This window comes from Mycobacterium shunyiense (assembly GCF_058270075.1).
This window is the reverse complement of the sequence record NZ_JBZDPU010000049.1, coordinates 1-5,098: the sequence shown is the minus strand read 5'-3', so window position 1 is coordinate 5,098 and position 5,098 is coordinate 1. Positions and strand designations below refer to the sequence as shown.

At 55.8% G+C, this 5,098-nt stretch carries 2 rRNA genes; both read right to left on the bottom strand.

From position 1 onward, the window contains the following. Positions 1-3,071 (bottom strand): 23S ribosomal RNA (locus AC4ELH_RS35315); the annotation flags it as partial. A 406-nt stretch (positions 3,072-3,477) separates the two neighbouring features. Then, a 16S ribosomal RNA gene (locus AC4ELH_RS35310) occupies positions 3,478-4,995 on the bottom strand. Between the last annotated feature and the right edge of the window lie 103 nt (positions 4,996-5,098).

Below are 5,098 nucleotides of genomic sequence, written 5' to 3'. Positions count from 1 at the left end.
CCAGGTCTGACCTATCAATCCCGTGGTCTGCGGGGGGCCTTATCCCTCTAAAAGGGTGAGAAGCCTGGTCTTGGAGGGGGTTTCCCGCTTAGATGCTTTCAGCGGTTATCCTGTCCGAACGTGGCTATCCAGCCGTGCTCCTGGTGGAACAACTGGTACACCAGAGGTTCGTCCGTCCCGGTCCTCTCGTACTAGGGACAGATTTCCTCAAGCTTCTGACGCGCGCGGCGGATAGAGACCGAACTGTCTCACGACGTTCTAAACCCAGCTCGCGTGCCGCTTTAATGGGCGAACAGCCCAACCCTTGGGACCTGCTCCAGCCCCAGGATGCGACGAGCCGACATCGAGGTGCCAAACCATCCCGTCGATATGGACTCTTGGGGAAGATCAGCCTGTTATCCCCGGGGTACCTTTTATCCGTTGAGCGACACCCCTTCCACTCAGAGGTGCCGGATCACTAGTCCCGACTTTCGTCCCTGCTCGACATGTACGTCTCGCAGTCAAGCTCCCTTGTGCACTTACACTCAACACCTGATTGCCGTCCAGGTTGAGGGAACCTTTGGGCGCCTCCGTTACATTTTGGGAGGCAACCGCCCCAGTTAAACTACCCACCAGGCACTGTCCCTGAACCGGATATACGGTCCGAGGTTAGAGGCCCAATACGATCAGAGTGGTATTTCAACAACGACTCCACCCACACTGGCGTGTGAATTTCACAGTCTCCCACCTATCCTACACAAACCGTATCGAGCACCAATACCAAGTTGTAGTGAAGGTCCCGGGGTCTTTTCGTCCTGCCGCGCGTAACGAGCATCTTTACTCGTAGTGCAATTTCGCCGAGTCTATGGTTGAGACAGTTGAGAAGTCGTTACGCCATTCGTGCAGGTCGGAACTTACCCGACAAGGAATTTCGCTACCTTAGGATGGTTATAGTTACCACCGCCGTTTACTGGGGCTTAAATTCTCTGCTTCACCCCGAAGGGTTAACAGGTCCTCTTAACCTTCCAGCACCGGGCAGGCGTCAGTCCGTATACATCGTCTTGCGACTTCGCACGGACCTGTGTTTTTAGTAAACAGTCGCTTCTCACTGGTTTGTGCCACCCCCTCCCGCTGCCGGCCGCAAAAGCCTTGACGATATGGGGGTCCCCCTTCTCCCGAAGTTACGGGGGCATTTTGCCGAGTTCCTTAACCATAGTTCACTCGTACGCCTTAGTATTCTCTACCTGACCACCTGTGTTGGTTTGGGGTACGGGCCGTGTATGTCCTCGCTAGAGGCTTTTCTTGGCAGCATAGGATCACCGAATTCGCCTCAAACGGCTATGCATCACCTCTCAGGAATATGAAACGCGGATTTGCCTACGTTTCTCCCTACCGGCTTACCCCAGTACAACCACTGACTGGTACGGCTACCTTCCTGCGTCACCCCATCGCTTGACTACTACCCACCGGGGTCCCACGCAGCCCCGTCAACGCCTCACCCCGAAGGGATCGGTCACGACGGTTTTGGATGGTTAGCACAATGGATTCATCATGGACGCACATACACGGGTACGGGAATATCAACCCGTTGTCCATCGACTACGCCTGTCGGCCTCGCCTTAGGTCCCGACTCACCCTGGGAGGACTGGCCTGGCCCAGGAACCCTTGGTCTTTCGGCGGGCAAGGTTCTCACTTGCCTATTCGCTACTCATGCCTGCATTCTCACTCCCACACCCTCCACAGCTAGATCACTCTGCTGCTTCACCGGATGCAGGACGCTCCCCTACCCAACGTATAAATACGTTGCCGCGGCTTCGGCGGTGTACTTGAGCCCCGCTACATTATCGGCGCACAATCACTTGACCAGTGAGCTATTACGCACTCTTTCAAGGGTGGCTGCTTCTAAGCCAACCTCCTGGTTGTCTTCGCGACTGCACATCCTTTTCCACTTAGTACACGCTTAGGGGCCTTAGCCGGCGATCTGGGCTGTTTCCCTCTCGACGCACGGAGCTTATCCCCCGCCGTCTCACTGCCACATTCTTGGACTTGTCGGCATTCGGAGTTTGGCTGACGTCAGTAACCCTGTGGGGCCCATCGGCCATCCAGTAGCTCTACCTCCAACAAGAAACATGTGACGCTGCACCTAAATGCATTTCGGGGAGAACCAGCTATCACGGAGTTTGATTGGCCTTTCACCCCTACCCACAGCTCATCCCCTCAGTCTTCAACCTAAGTGGGTTCGGGCCTCCACGCGGTCTTACCCGCGCTTCACCCTGGCCATGGGTAGATCACTCCGCTTCGGGTCCAGAACACACCACTACACCACACACTGTTGTGTGGATACGCCCTATTCAGACTCGCTTTCGCTGCGGCTACCCCACACGGGTTAACCTCGCGACATGTCCCTGACTCGCAGGCTCATTCTTCAAAAGGCACGCCATCACCCCACGACAAAGTCGAAGGCTCTGACGGATTGTAAGCGCACGGTTTCAGGTACTATTTCACTCCCCTCCCGGGGTACTTTTCACCATTCCCTCACGGTACTAATCCGCTATCGGTCACTGGGAAGTATTCAGGCTTACCGGGTGGTCCCGGCAGATTCACAGCAGATTTCACGGGCCCGCTGCTACTCGGGAACACTGTTCAAGGCAGATGTCAGGTTTTCACGTACCGGGCTCTCACCGTCTACGGCAGGTCATCCCAAACCACTTCCGTTAACCACGACATTTTCTCACTACCCTCCAGCCAGGTAGAACTGGAAAAACAGGTCCCACAACCCCGCACACACAACCCCTACCCGGTATCACATGCATACGGTTTAGCCATCCTCCGCTTTCGCTCGCCACTACTCACGGAATCACTTTTGTTTTCTCTTCCTACGGGTACTGAGATGTTTCACTTCCCCGCGTTCCCCCCCACTACCTATGTATTCAGTAGTGGGTAACACGACATCACTCGTGCTGGGTTTCCCCATTCGGACATCCTCGGATCAACGCTCGGTTGGCAGCTCCCCGAGGCATATCGCAGCCTCCAACGTCCTTCATCGGCTCCCAGTGCCAAGGCATCCACCATGCGCCCTTAAACACTTACAACACAAAAACCAAAAAATGAGTTTCAAAAGAAATTGCACATCAATCGCACACAAACACTGGCCCACACCACCCATACAGGCGGTGAGAGCCTCACGTATTCGCGTGCTAGATGCTCGCAACCACTATCCACAAATCAAACACCACACCCCACCACCAAAGTGAGGCAACAACACGCCGACACCCGCAACCGGGAGCCACCCCCCGAAAGGGGCACGGGCCTGTTGTCTCAAAGCCCAATAGTGTGTCTGATGATTTTCCGCAGATGCTTTCCCGCATCCCACGCCAAGTTTGTTGAGTGCACCAGACCCCCACCCACTACAGGTGCGAGGCCATCCAACGAATCGCCTGAAAGCTCAGCTGATCCCGCGATCTGCGGGGCCGGCCCAGGTCTCGTGGTGCTCCTTAGAAAGGAGGTGATCCAGCCGCACCTTCCGGTACGGCTACCTTGTTACGACTTCGTCCCAATCGCCGATCCCACCTTCGACGGCTCCCTCCACAAGGGTTAGGCCACCGGCTTCGGGTGTTACCGACTTTCATGACGTGACGGGCGGTGTGTACAAGGCCCGGGAACGTATTCACCGCAGCGTTGCTGATCTGCGATTACTAGCGACTCCGACTTCACGGGGTCGAGTTGCAGACCCCGATCCGAACTGAGACCGGCTTTGAAAGGATTCGCTCCACCTCACGGCATCGCAGCCCTTTGTACCGGCCATTGTAGCATGTGTGAAGCCCTGGACATAAGGGGCATGATGACTTGACGTCATCCCCACCTTCCTCCGAGTTGACCCCGGCAGTCTCTCACGAGTCCCCGCCATTACGCGCTGGCAACATAAGATAAGGGTTGCGCTCGTTGCGGGACTTAACCCAACATCTCACGACACGAGCTGACGACAGCCATGCACCACCTGCACACAGGCCACAAGGGAACCAATATCTCTACTGGCGTCCTGTGCATGTCAAACCCAGGTAAGGTTCTTCGCGTTGCATCGAATTAATCCACATGCTCCGCCGCTTGTGCGGGCCCCCGTCAATTTCTTTGAGTTTTAGCCTTGCGGCCGTACTCCCCAGGCGGGGTACTTAATGCGTTAGCTACGGCACGGATCCCAAGGAAGGAAACCCACACCTAGTACCCACCGTTTACGGCGTGGACTACCAGGGTATCTAATCCTGTTCGCTCCCCACGCTTTCGCTCCTCAGCGTCAGTTACTGCCCAGAGACCCGCCTTCGCCACCGGTGTTCCTCCTGATATCTGCGCATTCCACCGCTACACCAGGAATTCCAGTCTCCCCTGCAGTACTCTAGTCTGCCCGTATCGCCCGCACGCCCACAGTTAAGCTGTGAGTTTTCACGAACAACGCGACAAACCACCTACGAGCTCTTTACGCCCAGTAATTCCGGACAACGCTCGGACCCTACGTATTACCGCGGCTGCTGGCACGTAGTTGGCCGGTCCTTCTTCTATAGGTACCGTCACTTGCGCTTCGTCCCTATTGAAAGAGGTTTACAACCCGAAGGCCGTCATCCCTCACGCGGCGTCGCTGCATCAGGCTTGCGCCCATTGTGCAATATTCCCCACTGCTGCCTCCCGTAGGAGTCTGGGCCGTATCTCAGTCCCAGTGTGGCCGGTCACCCTCTCAGGCCGGCTACCCGTCGTCGCCTTGGTAGGCCATTACCCCACCAACAAGCTGATAGGCCGCGGGCCCATCCCACACCGCAAAAGCTTTCCACCACACACCAGGAAGTGCGCGGTCATATTCGGTATTAGACCCAGTTTCCCAGGCTTATCCCAAAGTGCAGGGCAGATCACCCACGTGTTACTCACCCGTTCGCCACTCGAGTACCCCGAAGGGCCTTTCCGTTCGACTTGCATGTGTTAAGCACGCCGCCAGCGTTCGTCCTGAGCCAGAATCAAACTCTCCAAACAAAAACTTCCCATCCAAAGACAGGCAGAATTCGAATCAGAAAAATTCGACCAAACAAAAGACACCAACAAACTGGCATCAAAAAAACAAAGCCACACCCTAAAC